This window comes from Mangrovimonas sp. sgz306409 (assembly GCF_059735265.1).
In genome coordinates this window covers 240333-260018 of record NZ_JCAPEU010000002.1, presented here as the reverse complement: position 1 = coordinate 260018, position 19686 = coordinate 240333, and the positions used below count along the sequence as shown (strand labels likewise).

At 40.4% G+C, this 19686-nt stretch carries 12 protein-coding genes; 6 read left to right on the top strand and 6 right to left on the bottom strand.

Features of this window, described 5'->3' with window-relative positions; translation table 11 throughout:
• Positions 1–9: 9 nt before the first annotated feature.
• The gene (locus tag AC6I5C_RS04530; protein WP_497904128.1) at positions 10–1050 is read right to left on the bottom strand and encodes a LacI family DNA-binding transcriptional regulator; all 1041 of its coding nucleotides are present in this window, start codon (positions 1048–1050) and stop codon (positions 10–12) included.
• 229 nt (positions 1051–1279) lie between these two features.
• Between AC6I5C_RS04530 and AC6I5C_RS04525 the strand changes: the two genes are divergently transcribed.
• Genes AC6I5C_RS04525 through AC6I5C_RS04505 form a run of 5 tightly spaced genes read left to right on the top strand, consistent with a single transcriptional unit; the run spans position 1280 to position 11656 of the window.
• The gene (locus AC6I5C_RS04525) at positions 1280–4225 is read left to right on the top strand and encodes a SusC/RagA family TonB-linked outer membrane protein (RefSeq protein ID WP_497904127.1); all 2946 of its coding nucleotides are present in this window, start codon (positions 1280–1282) and stop codon (positions 4223–4225) included.
• A gap of 11 nt (positions 4226–4236) precedes the next feature.
• Complete coding sequence (locus AC6I5C_RS04520; RefSeq protein WP_497904126.1) at positions 4237–5817, top strand: RagB/SusD family nutrient uptake outer membrane protein; 1581 nt, start codon at positions 4237–4239, stop codon at positions 5815–5817.
• A gap of 12 nt (positions 5818–5829) precedes the next feature.
• Positions 5830–6885, top strand: coding sequence for a SusE domain-containing protein (locus AC6I5C_RS04515; RefSeq protein ID WP_497904125.1), 1056 nt, complete (start codon positions 5830–5832; stop codon positions 6883–6885).
• A gap of 6 nt (positions 6886–6891) precedes the next feature.
• Positions 6892–8703, top strand: a complete 1812-nt coding sequence (locus tag AC6I5C_RS04510; protein WP_497904124.1) for a SusE domain-containing protein — start codon at positions 6892–6894, stop codon at positions 8701–8703.
• A gap of 55 nt (positions 8704–8758) precedes the next feature.
• Positions 8759–11656, top strand: a complete 2898-nt coding sequence (locus AC6I5C_RS04505) for an alpha-amylase family glycosyl hydrolase (RefSeq protein WP_497904123.1) — start codon at positions 8759–8761, stop codon at positions 11654–11656.
• 61 nt (positions 11657–11717) lie between these two features.
• On the opposite strand, the gene AC6I5C_RS04500 is transcribed toward AC6I5C_RS04505, so the two are convergent.
• The 5 genes from AC6I5C_RS04500 to AC6I5C_RS04480 are packed head-to-tail and all read right to left on the bottom strand — an operon-like array spanning position 11718 to position 18407.
• Positions 11718–14309 (bottom strand): glycoside hydrolase 5 family protein, encoded by a 2592-nt coding sequence (locus AC6I5C_RS04500; protein ID WP_497904122.1) that lies wholly within the window; start codon positions 14307–14309, stop codon positions 11718–11720.
• A 16-nt stretch (positions 14310–14325) separates the two neighbouring features.
• The gene (locus AC6I5C_RS04495; protein WP_497904121.1) at positions 14326–15354 is read right to left on the bottom strand and encodes a UDP-glucose--hexose-1-phosphate uridylyltransferase; all 1029 of its coding nucleotides are present in this window, start codon (positions 15352–15354) and stop codon (positions 14326–14328) included.
• Between the two features lie 12 nt (positions 15355–15366).
• Positions 15367–16515, bottom strand: coding sequence for a galactokinase (galK, locus tag AC6I5C_RS04490; RefSeq protein WP_497904120.1), 1149 nt, complete (start codon positions 16513–16515; stop codon positions 15367–15369).
• Positions 16516–17397: an aldose 1-epimerase gene (locus tag AC6I5C_RS04485; RefSeq protein WP_497904119.1), complete on the bottom strand. Its 882-nt coding sequence runs from the start codon at positions 17395–17397 to the stop codon at positions 16516–16518.
• Positions 17398–17408: 11 nt separating this feature from the next.
• Positions 17409–18407 (bottom strand): GntR family transcriptional regulator, encoded by a 999-nt coding sequence (locus AC6I5C_RS04480; RefSeq protein ID WP_497904118.1) that lies wholly within the window; start codon positions 18405–18407, stop codon positions 17409–17411.
• 124 nt (positions 18408–18531) lie between these two features.
• Here AC6I5C_RS04480 and AC6I5C_RS04475 point away from each other — a divergent pair, with 124 nt between their 5' ends.
• Positions 18532–19674, top strand: coding sequence for a glycoside hydrolase family 53 protein (locus tag AC6I5C_RS04475; RefSeq protein ID WP_497904117.1), 1143 nt, complete (start codon positions 18532–18534; stop codon positions 19672–19674).
• Positions 19675–19686 lie beyond the last annotated feature (12 nt).

Genomic DNA, 19686 nt, shown 5'->3' with positions numbered 1-19686 from the left:
TTAACTTTTTTATTTGGTGGATTCGCGCTCTATTAATTCAGTTTCCAAAACCACGGTTTGATAGCTCTCCTCCTCGGTTTCACCTTCCAATTTATCTATCAAAAGTTCTGCGGCTTTCTCCCCTATCTGCAAGGCATGTTGGCTTACTGTAGTCAAACCTGGCGTAGCATGTTTTGACAGAACTCCATCGGTAAACCCTATCACTTGTAGGTCTTCTGGAATATTCTTATTCAAGCGTCTTGCCACCTTCATTGCCGTAAGCGCATAAAGCTCATTCACTGCAAAAATGCCATCCAATTCTGGGCTGTCCTTGAAGAGATATTCTATCTCCCTTTCCAATTCCTCCAAATGATCTTCGGCATCCAATTCTTCTACAATTTTCAATATCAAACCAGATTCCGGCTCAAACTTATGCTCTTCCAAAGCCTCCAAATATCCTTGGGTTCTCAAGCGCCCAACACTAACATAATCTTTAGTGGTAATAATGGCTATATGCCTGCAACCATTAGCTATCAATTTTTTCACCGCATTTTTAGACCCTTGAAAATCATCCACAATCACCTTATCACAGTTCACTTCATTTACAACCCTATCAAACATGACAATAGGCATTCCTTGTGCAATGGTTTCCTTAAAATGGTGGTAATCCTGCTGCAGCAAAGTTTCTTTGGAAATGGAAAGAATAAATCCATCAATACTCCCATTGGCCAACATTTCCATATTGATAACTTCTTTGTCAAAGGACTCGTTAGACAACCCTACAATAACATTGTAACCTCGCTTATTGGCCACCTTTTCAATCCCCATAATGACCTTGGAAAAAAAGTGGTGCACAATCTCCGGAATGATAATCCCAATGGTCTTGGTTTTCCTGTTTTTTAAACTTAGGGCAATATTGTTTGGTTTATAGTTATAGAGTTTCGCAAACGCCTGAATTTTTTCACGCGTATCTTCACTAATTTCCTTACTGTTTCTAAGGGCTTTAGACACGGTTCCAATCGAAACATCCAACTCTTTCGCAATCTGTTTTAGCGTAACCTTTCTCTTCATAAATTTTTCTTTTCCGGCAATAAATATACTTCTAAATTGATAATCTGTTAAATTCTTAGTCCGATATTCATTTATTTCATATTTTGAGCTAAAGTTTTCAACACGAAAACGTTTGCGCAACCCCTATAAAATGGATATCATAAAAATTGACATAAAATTTACCTAGTTTTATCATTGAGAAGTGAAAATATAACTAAATAAAGTTAACAAACTAATTCAAAAGAATTGTATGAAAACAACGCTAAATTACTTATTATTCCTGTGTTGCATGCTGCCTTCATTCCTATTTGCGCAGACCCAGCTATCGGGAGTAGTAACGGAAGAATCTTCATCCTTGCCACTACCTGGAGTTAATGTCCTTATTAAGGGCACTACATCGGGAACGGCAACCGATTTTGATGGAAATTATCAATTGAATGTCAACAATGGAGACGTCATTGTATTTTCCTATGTAGGGTACATCACCCAAGAAATCACTTACACTGGACAGAGCACCCTAAACGTTAGTATGGTTGAGGATGCCGCCAAATTGGATGAAGTTGTTATTATTGGTTATGGTGCTGTGAAAAAGGACGACCTTACAGGGACAGCAGATATGGTAACTTCTGAGGATTTCAACAAAGGTCCTATTGTATCTGCCCAACAATTAATTACCGGTAAGGTAGCTGGGGTATCCATTACTTCTGGTAGTGGGGCTCCTGGAGAAGGGCAAGATATCCGTATTAGAGGTACGGGATCACTATCCTTAAGCAGTAATCCATTAATAGTAATAGACGGTATTCCTATCAACAACGATGCTGTTGGAGGGGCAAGAAACCCATTGAACCTTGTCAACCCTAACGACATTGAAAGCATGGTGGTTTTAAAAGATGCTTCGGCAACAGCCATCTATGGTTCTCGAGGGGGTAACGGGGTTATCTTGATTACGACTAAAAAAGGAAAGGACAACGATTTTAAATTCAACTTAAATTCTTCTACTACACACCACACATCCAGTGCCACTGTAGACGTTCTTTCTGCAGATCAATTTAGAGAGGTTGTAACAAACCATCCTCGTGCCAATGAAGCTACGATAGCATTACTTGGAAATGCCAACACCGATTGGCAGGATGAAATTTACAACAACGCATTTGGTCAAGACCACAACTTTAGTGCCTTGGGAAGTGCTTGGGGAGTGCCAATGAGAGCTTCTGTAGGTTATTCAGATCACGATGGTATCCTTAGAAGAGATAACTTCAAAAGAACTACTGGAGCCTTAAGTTTGACTCCAAAGTTATTGGATGATCATTTAAAAATTGAATTGAACGCCAAAGGGCAATACACTGAGAACTTCTTCGGAAATAGAGGTGCCATTGGATCGGCAAACGTTTATGATCCAACTCAACCAGTATATGATGCGAACTCTCAATACGGAGGCTACTTTGATTGGACAGATGCCAACGGCACGCACATCAGTCTTTCTCCAATCAACCCTGTGGCACAGTTAAACTTGGTAGACGATACTTCTGAAGTTAGACGTTTCTTAGGAAATGCCAAAGTAGACTACAATTTCCATTTTTTAGAAGACCTTACTGCTACGGTTAACGTAGGTTTGGACAAATCCAACAGTAACGGAAGAACAGTTACCTCTGAAGACTACCCGTCTACAGACCCAGATTGGATTGGATCTAGAAATGAATATTCCCAAGAAAGAACAGACAAATTATTGGATGCTTATCTTACCTACAACACATCTTTTAACGAAGACACCCACAACTTAAATGTGGTTGCTGGTTACTCTTACCAGTCGTTTGAGTATGATGGTTATAGCTACAGCAGTATTGACGAGCAAAATGCTATCGAAAATCCAGATGCTGATATCCAATTTGAATATATAGACAGAAGTAAAAGTGTCTTATTATCTTACTTCGGAAGAGTGAACTATGACTATAAAGGACGTTATTTATTAACCGCAACCTTTAGAGCGGATGCCTCTTCAAAACTTAACTCCAATGACCGTTGGGGATATTTCCCATCTGCAGCCTTAGCTTGGAACATCAAAAAAGAGGAGTTTATGGAAGACAGTGGGGTTACAGAATTAAAACTTAGAGTTGGTTACGGTACCGTAGGTAACGTAAACGGATTGGGAGATTACTTGTTCCTTACCCGATATACAGGAAGTAACTCTTTTGCAACCTATCTATTTGGAAGCACTTACTATCCAACCTACAGACCAGATGCTATTAACAAAGACCTTAAATGGGAGGTTAGTGAAACCTTCAACGTAGGTTTAGACTATGGTTTTGCTGAAAACAGAATTAAAGGGTCTGTAAATGCTTATATGAGAAAAAGTAATGATTTGATTGCAACTTCTACAGTAGACCCTTTTACCAACTTCTCTAACAGAATTGCCGCCAATATTGGTGATATGGAGAATAAAGGGGTAGAATTTGACGTAACCGTTATCCCAGTGAGAACTGAAGATTTTGAATGGTCCGTAAACTACAACGTTTCTTTCAACGACAATGAAGTAACCCGTATGCCAGACCAACAGTATGTAGGTGGTATTTCGGGAGGTGTAGGAAACAATATCCAAACACACGTGGAAGGTGAAGCACCTTACAGCTTCTTGGTTTTCCAACAAATTTACGACGAAGACGGTAAGCCAATTGAAGGTGCCTTTGTAGACCGTAACGGAGATAATGTAATCAATGACGCCGATAAGTTCATCTACAAAGATCCTTATGCAGATGTTTTGATGGGATTGAACACCAATGTATACTACAAAAACTGGGATCTTTCTGTACAAACAAGAGCTAGCCTTGGTAACTATGCTTACAACAACGTAGCTTCAGGAAACGCTTACTTAAACAATGTGGTTCCTTCAAGTAACAATTATTTGAGCAATATTCACTCAGAATATCTGAGTTCAGGATTCAGCCAAATTACAGACAACACCTTGTTGAGCAACTACTTTATTCAGGATGCGTCATTCTTTAGAATAGACAATATCACTTTAGGACACACTTTAAACCATGCTATTAAAGACACGACTATCAGACTTTACGGTTCTGTTCAAAACGTAGCGGTGTTTACAAATTACGATGGTTTGGATCCCGAAATCAATGGTGGTATCGACAACAGTTTTTACCCTAGACCAAGATCCTTTGTGTTTGGTGTTAATATTGACTTTTAAAAATTGTAACTATGAAAAATATCTTTAATAAAATATCATACGCTTTTTTAGCCTTGGCAATGGTAAGCTGTCATAGCGATTTGGACCAATCTCCAATCGATCCAGATAGTTTTACCGAAGAAGACGTATATGCCAATGCAGATGAAGCCAAAAGTGCCCTTGCCAAACTGTATGCTGGTTTTGCAGTTACAGGACAGCAAGGACCTGCTGGAAATCCAGATTTAGATCCTAACGACATCGACGAAGGGTTTTCACAATTCACCAGAACATTGTTCTACCTAAACGAATTGACTACAGACCACGCCGTATTAGGTTGGGGTGATGCTGGTGTTGCAGACATGCACGGAATGTACTGGACAGGTAGTAATGACTTTACAAACGCTATGTACAACCGTTTGGGACAGGAAGTATCTTTCTGTAACTCATTTATTGAAAATGCAGGACAACTAACCGATGAGGAAGTACAAACCTTCATTGCTGAAGCGCGTTTCCTTAGAGCTTATGCCTACTACAACTTAATGGATTTATACGGGAATGTACCAATCCAAGTTACTGTAGCAACCACCTTACCTTCACAAAACACTCGTGAAGAAGTCTTCAATTTTGTAGAAGCTGAACTTTTGGAAGTGAAAGACTTGTTACCTGCCAGTGGTGCCAATGAATACGGTCGAGTAGACCGCGTAGCTGCTTGGGCACTATTAAGTAGATTATACCTTAATGCAGAAGTATATGTAGGCCAAAACCGCTATAACGACTGTATCACCTATTGTAATGAAGTAATGAATTCTTCTTACTCTCTTAACATGAGTGACGGTAACGGCAACGGAACTGCTTATGATGAATTGTTCTTGGCAGATAACGATAGCAACGGAGCCCAAAACGAATTCATCTTCGCTTTGAATTTTGATGGCGTACAAACCCAAACTTATGGAGGAACTACTTTCTTGGTGCATGCACAAATTGGAGGATCTATGGTTCCTGCCGATTATGGCGTAGACAGTGGTTGGGCCGGTTTAAGAACTACCAGTAGCTTGGTAAACCAGTTTGAAGATGGCGATATGAGAGCTATGTTCTATACCGATGGGCAATCTTTGGAAATTGAAGAAATTGCTCAGTTCAGTAATGGCTATGCCGTGACCAAATTCAAGAACATCGACACCAACGGTAACCCTGGAGTTGGTTCTGGTCAAGATTTAAGAACAGACAATGATTTACCGTTGATTCGTTTGGCAGAAATCTACCTTACCTACGCTGAAGCTACCTTAAGAGGTGGTAATGGTGATATGAGTACTGCGGTTCAAAAAATCAACGAAATAAGAAGCAGAGCCTTTGGTGGAAATACAGGAAACATAACTTCCAGCAACCTTACTTTGGACTTTGTTTTGAATGAAAGATCTAGAGAATTGTACTGGGAGTTGTTAAGACGTACCGATTTGATTCGTTACAACCAGTTTACTACAGGTAGTTATTTATGGCCTTGGAAAGGAGATCAACCTAACGGAATTTCTGTGGATTCTTACAGAAACCTATTCCCTATTCCTAACAATAACTTAGCGACCAATCCTAACCTTACTCAAAACCCAGGATACTAAAAACAGATGAAAATGAAACAGCTTATAAATTATTGTTTAATCGTGGCCACCATGTTTTTCGTTGCCTGTAGCAGTGATGACGGCCACGGTGATTTCCAAATTACCGAAGGAACGTTTGGAGATATTTTAACGCCCAACGACGGGCAATCCTATACCTTAAATCCTTTTGAAAATCAAACAAACACTGCCATTACGATTACTTGGGAAAGTGCCGATTACGGTGTACCAACCCAAATAAGCTATATCGTAGAAGCGGCTCAAAGTGGTACCGATTTTGAAGAACCCGTTGTTATAGGAACTACCAGTTCCAATGTATTGTCTTTGGACATTGCAACCTTCAACGGATATGCGGTGGGAGCAGGACTGCTTCCTTTTACCGAAGGAAGTTTGGATATTAGAGTGAAATCAACCATTGGAAACCAAAGTGACATGCCGCTTTATTCCAATGCCATTTCAGTATCCGTGACACCTTTCACTACGGCATTACCTAAATTGGCTGTTCCTGGAAATCACCAAGGATGGGATCCTCCAACAGCACCGCTTTTGGCGTCGTCTGCGTTTGGAGAAACCGATTACGAAGGGTATGTTTGGTTAGATGGTGGTTACAAATTCTTGGCTCCTGATGCCGCAGGTGCGTTCCAATGGGGAAACACCGATTGGGGAGACGACGGTAGCTTTACAGGAATTCTAGTTGCCGATGACGAAACCGACTGTACAGCTACAGCCGGGTATTACTTTGTGCAGGCCGATACTGGAGAGCTTACTTATGCAACTACTGCCGTAAGTTGGGGTATCATTGGTGCAGCCACACCTACCGGATGGGATTCAGATACTGACATGGTTTATAATAGTTCTACCAGAACTTTGGAAATAGATATTGACCTTGAACCTGGTCCATTTAAGTTTAGAGCAAACAATGCATGGTCTATTGAATTAGGCTCCTTTAACGATGATGGCTTCCTTCAAGCTGGAGGAGACTTAACCTTCGATGGTACTGCTGGAAACTACCACGTAGTTTTAGACCTGTCCAACCCAAGGGAATACACTTATTCTCTAACTCAAAACTAATTTAAGATGAAACATTTATTAAAAATATTTTCTGCCTTTGCACTACTGCTTGTAGCTGTAAATTGCAACAATTCCGATGATTTTACATTCATCGATCCAGCCGAAAGTTTCAAGATTGTTTCTCCAAATGAAAATGCAGCCTTGCTATTGGATGGTGCCAACACCCAGAATGTGGCACTTACCCTGGTATGGCAGGACAACATTTCAGGAGCCGACAATTACACGGTTGAAATGGCTGCCGATGAAGAATTTACAGCGCCTATTGTTTTAGGATCCTCTACCTCTCTTTCATTTTCAATGACCGTAGGAGAACTTAACGCTGTGTTATTGAACAATAACATTCAAGCCTTTGAAGAGTCTGATGTATTTTTCAGAATCTTAGGAGGAAGTGACATTTCAGAAGTGCTAAAAATGAAGGTGAGTTCTTACCCTGAAAACAATCCTGTAATTACGAGCCCTGATAGTTCTTTTGAAATCGTACTTACAGATATTTCAGAAGATGAGCTTGCAACAACCATTGAATGGAATGATCCTGATTTTTCAGAGAATCCTACAGCAACCATCAACTACTATGTTGAAGGTGCCATTGCAGGAACTGATTTTGCAACTGTTGAAACCTTAGGGACTACAGAGGACACTATGTTGGAAATGACCCATGGTGAATTAAACGACGTTGCCCTTAACTTGGGAATTGAACCTGAAACAACAGGATCAATCGATATTAGAATCCGTTCGGTAATTGAGACTGCCGCTGGAGATTTAGAACGTAATTCAAATGTTATTACCATTACCGTTACAACTTATGAAACTGCGCTTCTACCAGTAATTTATGGTGTTGGTGCTGGGATTCCAACCGCTGGTTGGGGATGGGATTCTCCTGCAGAATTCCTTCTTCAAGGAAGTGTATACTCCGGAAACGTCATGTTATCTCCTGATAATGGCGGTAATTTTAGATTCTTTGGACAACAAGATTGGGGCCCAATTAGCTTTAACTATCCTTGGTATGAGTCAAGAGGGTTTAGCATTGACGAAAACTTGGTAAATGCCAATGACGGTGACAGCAATTTCCAATTTGTAGGAACTGAAGGAGAGTATTTCCTTGAGATTGACATGGAAAACAAGACCATTACTTTAGGCCCTCCAGTAGTTGGTCCTAACTGTGAGTTCGACCAATTGTGGTTGGTAGGTGCTGGTGTTCCTGACGCAGGTTGGGGATGGGATACACCAGTTGCATTACCATGTACTGGAAATGGCGTGTATTCTGGAAATGTAAACTTCAGCAATGATGCCTTTAGATTCTTTACTGTAGAAGGAGATTGGGGATCTGGATTGAACTATCCATATTATGAAGGTGCAGGTTATACCATCGACAGTAACTTTACAAATGCTAATGATGGTGACAGCAACTTTAGTTTTACAGGAACTCCTGGAGAGTATTACTTAAGTGTAGATACCATCAATAAAACCATTACTTTGGGTGAAGCGCAAATTGAGTGCGAATATGAAACCCTTTGGATTGTTGGTGCAGGAGTGCCTGACGCAGGTTGGGGATGGGATACACCGGTAGCCTTCCCTTGTACGGGAGCCGGAATATATTCTGCCGAAGTAACGTTTACAAACGATGCCTTCAGATTCTTCACGGTAAATGCCGATTGGGGGTCTGGATTGAATTATCCGTATTATGAAGGAGAAGGTTACACCATCGATGCCAACTTTGCAAATGCCAATGATGGCGATAGTAATTTCAGTTTTGTAGGAACCCCTGGGACGTATACGCTCACCATGGACACCGTCAACAAAACCATAACCCTTCAATAAGAAGTTTTACAAATGGGCTATGAGAAATCATAGCCCATTTTAATATAAAATAGCTATGAAACACACATTACTCTCATTACTGTTTTTTTCATTGTATGTCTTCTCATTTGCGCAAACACAAAGCGACGTAAGCTTTGACATTAGTCCTTCGCCATTTGAAGAAACCGATGAAATTACGATAACAGTCTCCAATTTGGATGCCGACATATGGGGCAGTACCAATGGAGCAGACCTATACCTTTGGACCTGGTATTTCGACACCAATGGCAATCAAGCAGGAGATTCCCCTACCAATGGCGATTGGGGCAACTCCAACGAAGCTCAAAAATTTACCAACAATGGGGATGGCACCTACTCCTTCACTATGACACCAACCGAGCTGTATCAAGATACAGGCATTGGTCAAATAGGAATGTTGGTTAAAAGCGACGATGGTAGCCAACAATCTCAAGATGAATTATACTATGTAGGCGCTGTAACGGTCGTTTTTAACAGTCCAAATTACAACCCTGTGATTGTGGAATCTGGAGGCAACCTATCCATTAGTGCCTATATGCAATCAGCTGGAACTACCCAAGTAGGCGCATTTGAAGTCCTTTATAACAATGTCTCTGTAGCTACAGGACAAGGATTTCCAACCTATAGCACGACTTTGACCAATGTGACAGAATCTGGAACTGTAACAGTTATTGGAACACCTTCAGGCTCCACAGAATCTGGGCAATCTTCTTTTGAAATCATTATCGCCAGCTCGGTAGTGGAAGCGCTTCCAGAAGGCATGGAAAACGGCATCAATTACGATTCCGAAGATGCCACTAAAGCAACTTTAGTTTTAGATGCTCCAAACAAAGATTTTGTATATGTTGCAGGAAGCTTTAACGATTGGAATCCCTATTCAAGCACCTATTTAATGAAGAAGGACGCATCCTCTTCCAAATTTTGGATAGAACTGAACGGTCTAACTTCTGGTGAAATTTATACCTATCAATACTGGACCTACACCAATTCGCCGGCAACCAATTCACCAAGTGAAGTAAAAACAGCCGATCCATTTTCAACCTTGGTATTATCACCTTGGGATGACCCTTATATTCCCGAAGCAACCTACCCTAACCTTCCTGACTACCCTGCTGGGCAAAGTTATGAAGTAACGGTATTGCAAACGGCCCAACCAGCATATGATTGGCAGGTTACCAACTTCACAAAACCTAAAAAAGAAGATTTGGTAATTTATGAAGTCTTGATCCGTGATTTTGACAGCGACAGGAACTTTCAAGACATTATTGACAAGATTGACTATTTCAAAGATTTAAATGTAAATGCCATCCAGCTGATGCCTGTGATGGAATTTGAGGGCAATGAAAGCTGGGGCTATAATACATCTTTCCATATGGCCTTGGATAAGTTTTATGGAACCGAAGCTAAATTGAAAGAACTTATCGATACCTGCCACCAAAATGGCATTGCTGTAATTTTGGACATCGCATTAAACCATGCCTTTGGAAGAAACCCAATGGTGCGTATGTGGTCAGACAATTCAGGGAACATCAACGCCGACAGCCCTTATTTCAACCAAACACCTGCACATTCTTATAATGTGGGATCAGATTTTAACCATCAACAGGCACGCACGCAATACTACTCAGAACGTGTTGTAGAACATTGGATTGAAGAATTTAAAATTGACGGTATTAGATGGGACCTTACCAAAGGATTCACTCAAAATTGCGCCAACAACGAAGGCTGTACCAACGATTACAATGCCGATCGCGTGGCCATACTTAAAGAATATGCCGACTTCAGTTGGGACTTGGACGCCAATCATTATGTCATCTTTGAACACCTAGGAATCGACTGGGATGCCAACAACGATGGACAGACCTCATTGGATGAAGAAATAGAATGGGCCAACTACCGCATCGATGAAGGAAAAGGGATCATGTTGTGGGGGAACTTGAATTACCAATACAACGAATTGACCATGGGATACACAGCAAACATTACCTCTATGGGACATACTTCCAGAGGCTTTGATCAACCAAGATTGGTAGGTTATGCCGAAAGCCACGATGAAGAACGATTGATGTTTAAAAACCTGCAATACGGAAACTCCAATGGCAGCTATGATGTTACCGAGCTCAACACAGCCCTAGAGCGTATGTCGGCTCTTGGAGCTGTAAGTTTAACCATCCCAGGACCTAAAATGATCTGGCACTTTGGTGAATTGGGTATGGAAAATTCAATCTTCACTTGCAACGATGGCTCAGTGAACTTACCGGATAATGACAGTGATGGTGCAGGTGATTGTAAATTGGATACCAAACCGCAACCACAATGGGCCAACAACTGGCCAGATGATGCTAACCGAAGCCAAATTTATGAAGACTGGGCACGTATCAATGCTTTGAAAATCCAAGAAGATGTTTTTGAAGGCAACTACACCATTGAGTCCGGAAACTTGACTCCTAAAATTTACATTTGGGATGATACACTTCCATCAACTGAACTGAAGAACGTGGTCATCTTAGCCAATTTCGATGTGGTGGCACAGAACATGGTGCCTAACTTCCCATATACAGGAACTTGGTATGATTTAATGGATAATACAGGTAGCACAACCATGGAAGTAAGCAGTACAACAGCCACGATTAATATGGCACCTGGAACCTTTAAAATCTACGGAAACTTGGCTGCAACCTTGAGTATTGAAGATCATGTTTTATCTCAAGGAATTAAGGTATACCCTAACCCAACCAACAACAGTTTCCAAATTAATAAAGCCACAACCCAGGTTGCGATTTATGATATCACAGGGAAATTGGTAAAATCATTTTCGGGCGACTTCCAAGAAGGCCATGGATTTGATATTTCAAACCTGATGCCTAGTATTTATATGGTAAAACTAAAAAATGAAGAAGGGCAAACAGCTACTTCTAAGTTGATAAAACTATAATTTTATTTGAGTTTTTTGTTTTTAAGTTTGAGTGAAAGCTTCTCCTTGAGGGAAGCTTTTTCTATTCTAAACGCACACTCACCATTCCAATACCATGGGGCTCCTGCAATTGGTTTTCTGGGATTCCAGGACCAATAGAAAACTGAAGACTCTCTACGTTGTTGAGATCGAATTTAGAAGTAATGTCATGCTCCAAATAGTATGGCAAAAAGCTAGGATACGGCCTTGGAAGCGTTACCGTTTTTACAGGTTTTAACTCCGAAAGCGACAAAGTATAGTCTCCCATTTCGGGTTCCAAAGTCAACATACCCCCATAACTAGAGCCATCTTCCATGACAAAGGCAATTTGCAAAGGCAACGGTTTATCTGTCAACGATCTCCCTTTAAAAACCAAAGTCGTTTTATCCTTCAAACTGGATTGTCTGCCATCAATTTCATCGATGATAAAGTGTTTAAAACTGTAATCGTAAATAGGTGGCGCATTTTTGTTTTCGGAATCTTCAACAAACAATTGCTCCAAGTTCATTTGGCATTCCGATTGCCCGGACACCTCTGTTGGGATCAACTTAAAACCCTCGCGCCAAGGGCGAACCAAATCATCAGTATCCTCTTCCGCATCAAACAAATAAACAGGATTGCTTTCAGGCACTACTTTAACCACATAATCTTCGGTATCGTAAAAATCCCAATCCGAAAATTTGCCTTCCAAATCGGCGGGATAGGACCTAAAGGTATCGTCACTTTTCGCGACAATATTGTAATGCACAAAACCAATCTGTAGATATTCTGCAGGTAAGGTTGCTGTATATCTATACCCTTGGATATTTTTAAAATCTACCTGAAAACGCCCTTTTGAAGAATATCCTAGTAGTTGAATACTCTCTGGTTTATTTGGCGCTACATACTGCACTTCCAATTGCAGAGCAGTATTTTCAGTCACTTCCGCTGCGGGTTCATGTGTCAACCATGGTTTATCAACCGTGGTTTTTGGTGCGTAAAAATCGTTGAGTTTATTAGTTTTAAAAGCATCATTAACAGACCAAGTTTTTTTGGTACCTTTTTTACTGAGGATATAAGTTCCCGGTTGAATTGAAAATACTTTACCAGTTACCTGAGACTGAAAACCATTCCCTTCATTAATAGCTTCAATGGAAAATCCCTCCCCTAAATCTTTTAAATCAATAGACATTGAATGGGTTTCCCAATTGATAACTGCCACAGTCTTCTTCGGGCTGTTTTTCCCAAAAGGATTATCCACCCAAATAGCATCCGGTTGTACTTCCAAGCGCCAAACGCCTTTGGAAAGCTTATCCAAAAAATAAGCCCCTTGCCCATCGTATGTCACTACCGGTGAACTGCCATAACCGGCAATCTCCTCTAGCTTTTTTAAATTCTTAGGGTTTGATGATATTGTATTCGTGTAAAAAAACTTTTCTTCGGAATTATACTCGGCCAAATCTGTTTTGTAATCTATTTTGAAGTTGCCAAACGAGGTATTTTCTGGGTACTTTCCAAATTCGGCATACAAAGGAATTTCATGAAATACTTCCGCACAAATTTTTAAAGCCAAAGCCTTGGAAGGGGTATAATTCAAATTCATATAATGCGTATTATATTCGGTATTGGCATAAGCCAAATACGTCGGGTCGTACGCAAAATGGGTCCCTATTTGCATTCCGGCGCTTCTAAAACTTCGTGCCATAGCAGGATACACATAGGATTTCCCAACATCGGCCGCATCGAATTCATAGACCAATTTAGCGCCGTGATGTTTTTTAATCACCTCATCAAATGGCATGTCATAATCATTTACATTAGGCAGTACATTTCCAGAAAGCTCCTTACCATAGCCAAGCCCAGTAGGATACCATTGAAAGGTACCTCCCTGTGCTCCTCCTTCAAAATAGGCATCCATAAAATGTACGGCATGGCTCATATTATAGAAGATAGGTTTTTGCGTTCCTGTTTTCCGCATCGCTTCTACCATGCCCTTCACAAAAGCTGTCACCTCTGAAGCCGTACCTTGATGGTGTGGTTCATTACTCACTTCAAAAGCAATGATATTAGGCTCATCCTTATAGGCTACTCCTGTATAAGGATTCACATGATTTAAAAACTGAAAGAGGTAATTTTGCTGTGCTTTTATGGCTTCTGGATTGGTCAAGCAATCTGCTTTTCCATATCTGTGAGAAAACCCAGGAGTATCACCATCAGGTTCTGGCCAACCATCTCCCCAAAACGCTATGGGTGTAATGACATAGTTAATGTTGTGAGACTTTAGTTGGCTCAACAAATAATCGAAAGTCTCTAAATATTCATTCTCCAAAAGATTCCCTTCAACATCGCTTATTTGTGTGTCCCAAACATGAATTCGGTATAAATCGAAACCTAAGCGGGTAAAATGGTAAATGTCACTATCGATGGCCTTTTTGGGATCGATTCCCATACGTTTGGCCGAACGATAAGCATGAGCAAAAGGGACTGTATAATTAACACCAAAACCAAACACTTCTTCCTTGGTGGATTCCCATCGCATCACCCCATTGCCATCAATAACCACATTGCTTTTTTGGGAGGTTTCCTGTGCCAAAGACCACTGAAACATACCCAAACACAATGCCATTACCAATGGAATAATTCCATTTACTTTCATATTACCAGTTTTAAAATTAGAGTCCTTCTGACAGGCCTCTCAATATTTTAGCAGCACTTTCGGCTGTAATATCACGCTGCGGACTTGCAAACATTTCATAACCCACCATGAATTTTTTAACGGTTGCACTGCGCAACAATGGCGGATAAAAACTCATATGCCAATGCCAGTGCTCATTTGCTTCGCCATTGGTTGGCGCTTGGTGGATACCGCTAGAATATGGGAAAGAACAGTTGAACAACTTATCATAAACCTTGGTCAACACCGAAATGGCTTCGGCAAACAACATAGTTTCTTCCTGAGCCATTTCCCCAATACTCTTTTGCGGCGTCTTTGGCAAAATCATCGCTTCATAAGGCCACACTGCCCAAAACGGAATCAACACCACAAAGGCCTTGTTTTCAAAAATGATACGCTCTTTAAGCTCCAATTCCTGCTTCAGGTAATCTGAAAGCAAAGTTCTGTTATGCACTTTGAAATATTCCAATTGGCGAGCGTCCTTTTTCAAAACTTCGTTTGGCAATGAAGACTGGCTCCAAATCTGCCCATGAGGATGCGGATTGCTACAGCCCATAATGGCTCCTTTGTTCTCAAAAATCTGCACGTAGTTGATATTCGGTTCACTTCCCAAAGAAGCATATTCCGCTTGCCAAGTATGCACTACCTTTTCAATTCCTTCTACACTCATTTGCGCCAAACTTTTGGAGTGGTCTGGACTAAAACAAATCACCTTACAAATGCCCTGCTCACTTTGCGCCTGTAACAGACCTTCATTCACAGTGAATTCCTTAGAGTCACTTTGCAAAGCAGAAAAATCATTTGTAAAGACAAAAACGTCATTGTAAGACGGGTTCACTTCTCCATTAGCTCTAACGTTTCCAGCACACAAATAGCAACTTTCGTCATAGCTTGGACGCACATCTGGAGTGGTTTCTTCCTGTTGTCCCTGCCAAGGTCTTTTAGCGCGATGCGGAGATACCAAAACCCATTCCCCTGTTAGGATATTTAATCGTTTATGTGAATAATCATGTATATCTGAGTTCATCTTATTTTGATTTTAGTTTATTAAATGTGTTCCTTGAGACAGTTTTACAAAGTGTACACTGCAGTCAATCCCAAAGGTATTTTTATAGTTTTCGGTAACCGTTTTGGCGTAGTCTTCCAACGCATCTTTTTTCACAATATTGATGGTACAGCCTCCAAAACCGCCTCCCATCATTCTAGCACCGGCCACACTTGGATGCGCTTTGGCCTGTTCTACCAAAAAGTCCAATTCGTCACAACTAATTTTGAATTGGTGCTGCATGCCTTGGTGGGCTTCCAAAAGGAAGGCTCCCAACTGCTCCACATCGTTTTCTTCGATGGCTTTGGCAAATTTCATCACCCTGTCATTCTCCTGAACCACATACAATGCCTTTTGATAATCGGCTTCGGAAAGTTGTGTTTTGACTTTCAACAAATCTTCTTCGTTAGTATCACGTAAAAAAGGAACGTCAAGCAATTGCGCTACATGTTCGCACACTTGGCGTCTATCGTTATACTCATTTTCCACCAAATTATGGCTCACATTGGAATTGATAAGCATCAATTCATAATCCTTAAAATCTATTGGATAGGATGTTGCGGTTTGCGTTCTACAATCCAACAACAAGGCTTGATTTTCTTCTCCAAACATACTGGCAAACTGGTCCATAATTCCACAGCGTACGCCTACATAATTATGCTCTGCCTTTTGCGACACCAAAATCATTTCGTGCTTTGTAAGCCCCAGATCAAACAATTCATTCAATCCAAATGCGATGCTGTTTTCTAATGCTGCGGAAGAGGACAAACCTGCCCCATTAGGAACATCGCCCCCAAAAACCACATTGAAAGTAGGCACTTCAATGCCTTTCTTTTGCAACTCCCCAACCACTCCCAAAATGTAATTTCTCCAGTTCCCTTTTGGAATAGCCTCAACCTCATCCAAAGTAAACTCAAACTGCTCCTTTAAATCATAAGCCACCGCCGAGCAAGTTTCCGAATCATTTTTTCCAATGGCCGTGATAATGCCTTTATCGATGGCTGCCGGAAACACAAAGCCTTCATTATAGTCGGTGTGTTCTCCAATTAAATTTATCCTTCCCGGAGAACTTACCATTAAATAATTGTCTCCAAACTTTTCTTTAAAAGTGTCCTGTATTGCTGTAATCAATTCTGTATTCATCTATCCAATCTTTTGTATGTTCCAACTTAAATTATATCGTTCCTGAGGTTGTAAAGTCTGTAGACCCATCCCACTATTGAAGCTATCGGCAGGTCCTGTTTGCGGTTCTATGGCCATGGACTTTCTTCCGGGAGGCGTATATACCTGCAAATAATTTTCTTTTGAAGTGGTTGCAATTGCAATATGATAATCGGGTGTTTTAAAGCCTACGGAGGTATCTCCTAAAAGAAAGCAATCGTCAAACTGCTGCCCGCCAATTTGTAATTCTGAAGGGAATTGCAATGCTTCCTTTTCCACAGGAATCATAAATTCGTCTACTTTCAACTTTCCTTTGCAGTCCATTAAAAGGTGGCTTTCCCCAAGATTACCGGATTCAAAGTAAGGATGCCAACCCAAGGTGAATGGAAAGGCTTGATTGCCTATATTTTCTACATCAACAGTCAATGTCAATTCGGAATTGCTAACTGCATATGTTAGCTCCATGGCATACAAAAAGGGAAATCCTTCTTGAGGAGCTGCTTGTTCATACCTCATAGTTACCGTAGCTTTTTCACTAGTAACTTCCTGATTTACTATATCAAATTCTTTATCATAAATCAAGCCGTGGATGGCATTATTGGGGTCTACCAGTCCTTTTTTCAATTGGTACGTTTCTCCTTCAAAAGTGTATTGCCCCTTGGCAATTCTATTGGCGAAAGGAAACAAAACGGACGATGCAAATGGCAAAGCGCCTTCTTTGGAAATAATCGTTGCGCCTTCCAATTCCAGCACATCCAAACTCCCGCCCAACTTCAAATTGATCAATGCCAACAAGGCTTTATCAGTATTTCTGATTTCCAAAACGCTAGCCCCATTCTCCTTTATATGATTTATTGCAAACATCTTACTACCCTTTATAATGAATTTCTTATGATTAACCTTCTGGTGTTTTCTATGTTCTCTTTTTCATTTTTAACGATCATTTCCGCCAAACGTTTACCCATTTCCTTAAAATCGGTAGAAATGGTCGTAATACCGCCTTCCACAATTTCCTTAAGCAAAGTTTCATTATAGGAAATCACCCCAACATCTTTCCCCACTTCCATTTGAAGTTCCTTAAGCTTTTTAATAAGCACGATTAAATGTTGATCATCCAGCACCAAATACACATCTCTCCGTTTTATGGTTTTCTTCTCAAAAGTTTGAATGACTTCACAGTCTATTTCAGCAACTTCGGCAAACTTCTGAAAGCCTTTCAACATACCTTTCGGCTGTTTGGTTTCAGAATAAAGCAACACCAACTTATGATACTTTTGAAGCTGTCCTTTGATTTCCTTCAAACTATCAAAAATGTCTTTTTCAAAATTCTGATGAATGGAAGGATAGCCTCGTAATTCTTTTGGCAATTGATCCAAAATATAAACTTTGTCCTCTGGTAAAATATCAATTACAGCCTCAGTCCCTATCAAATTTGCAGGCATGATGACATAATAATGATAGCTACCCAAACTATCATGAATCAATTTTGAAAAGACTTCATAACTGAAATGGTGAAAGAAAATTTCCACCTGAATACCCTCGTCAAGATTGTTCACAAAGGCATTGTACAAATCTTCCTTAAAAGCATTTAGCTCGTCAAACAGCAAAAACACTTTTTGGGACACGTTGATATTCTCACTCTTGATGTAATAGCCCTTGCCAGACACCGACTCTACAATACCTCTTCGCTTCAATTCATTGAAGGCCATCATCACCGTATCTCGAGACAGATCAAACTTGTTTCGCACACTATTTATAGATGGCAAACGGTCGCCTTTCTTTAAAAGACCCGCTGCCAAAGCATCTTCTACCGAAGACACAATCTGCTTGTACTTTGGAATTCCTATATGATCTTTAACCGATATCAAACTCATAGAGCGCAAAGATACAAAAACTGGTAGGTACTGGTATGGTATTTTAAGACAAATTTTGTAATTTAGCAGAAATTCAATCCCTCAATTTACAATAACACAAACACTTACACATTAAATTACGACAATGATAAAAAATGCCTTACACATACTCTTGACATTATCTATTGTTCTGGCAAGCTGTTCCTCAAGTGATTCCAGCGACGACAATACGGACGACGACATTATTACACCTCCAGAAAATGAGACTTTTTACTATGGTGCTGATTTATCCTACGTAAATGAAATGGAAGATTGCGGTGCAGTTTATAAAAACAGCGACGGTCAAACCCAAGACCCTTTCACGATTTTCAAAAATGCAGGAACCAATTTGGTTAGGGTTCGACTTTGGCATAATCCAACTTGGACCAATTATTCCAATTTAGAAGATGTTAAAACCACTATACAACGCGCAAAATCACAGGGCATGGACGTTCTATTGGATTTCCATTATTCAGACACTTGGGCAGATCCCCAGAAACAAGAAATCCCAGCAGCTTGGCTGGACGAAATAGACAACACCTCTGCCCTGGGAGAATTGGTTTACAACTACACCTACAATACACTTGAAACCTTATCCAATTTGAATTTACTCCCGGAAATTGTACAAATAGGCAACGAAATCAACCCCATGATTCTACAACATGGTGATTTGGTTTGGCCCATCGACTGGAATAGGAATTCTTATTTATTAAACAAAGGGATTGCTGCCGTTAGAGCAATATCCGAATCCAAGGAAAAAGAGATTGGTGTAATGCTTCATATAGCTCAACCAGAAAACGCCTTATGGTGGTTTGAACAGGCTACACAAAATGGCGTTACCGATTACGACTGGATTGGATTGTCATATTACCCTATTTGGTCTGAGTACACACTTAACAATGTATCAACTCCATTGAACACCCTCATCAACACTTATAACAAACGCTTGATGATTGTTGAAACCGCCTATCCATTCACTTTAACCAATGCCGATAGTGCCAATAATATTTTAGGTGAAGACGCAATAATTTCAGGCTATCCTGCCACACAACAAGGCCAATTGGATTACCTCAATCAATTGCAGAACATTATAGAAAATGTTGGAGGCGAAGGACTCATTTATTGGGAACCAGCTTGGGTATCTACCAACTGCTCAACATTATGGGGACAAGGCTCCCATTGGGATAACGCCACACTTTTTGACCATGACAACAAAGCCACATTGGGCATGCAGTTTTACAATCATTAATACACTTTCAAA